The organism is Kocuria tytonicola (assembly GCF_003687455.1).
In the GTDB taxonomy this organism is placed as follows: Bacteria; Actinomycetota; Actinomycetes; order Actinomycetales; family Micrococcaceae; genus Kocuria; species Kocuria tytonicola.
Genome location: NZ_PHOA01000214.1, coordinates 1 through 601 on the forward strand (window position 1 = coordinate 1; position 601 = coordinate 601).

Sequence of the window (601 nt, forward strand, 5' to 3'; positions counted from 1 at the left end):
GTCCGGTCCCGGCCCTGCCCCGGGCCGCGACCGGACCCGTGCGGAGGTCCGCCGGCGTCCTGACCGCCCTGGCGCCCGCGGGTGTCGCCGGGACGCACGGCCTCGACCGCGCAGTCCAGGCCCACCACGGTTTGGATGGCAGTGCGCACGTCCCCCTCGAAGCGGGGGAAGTTCATGATGTCGCCGTCGCCCTCGAAGGCGATGCGTAGCGTGTTGTTCTCGAACGAGATGGGGGTGCCGCGCACCGTGATGGCCCACGCCACGCGGCGGATCTCGGCCAGTGCGGAGACGATCTCCGGCCACGAGGAGCGCAGCAGCTCGAGCTCCCCGCTGGTGACGTCGCTCGGGGCGCTCGTCTCCCGGGGGTTGCCCGCTGCTCCGGTGCCCCGCTCGGAGGGCAGGTCCGGGGCGGGCTGCCCCGCGGACGAGGGCGCGTCCTGGCGCGCTGCGGCGTTCGAGGTCGCACGGTCCTGCTGTCCCGTGGGTGCCGATGACGTGGCGGTCTCCGACTGCCCGGCCTCGACATCGGTGGTGGTGCCGTCGGCGGGCGGGTGCTCCGCGTCGGGGCCGCGCTCGTCCTCGGGGACGGGGTCAGCGGCGG

General features: G+C 75.5%; 1 pseudogene. It reads right to left on the reverse strand.

Features of this window, described 5'->3' with window-relative positions:
• Positions 1-601, reverse strand: a pseudogene (locus CWC38_RS11890) (DNA polymerase III subunit gamma and tau); the annotation flags it as partial.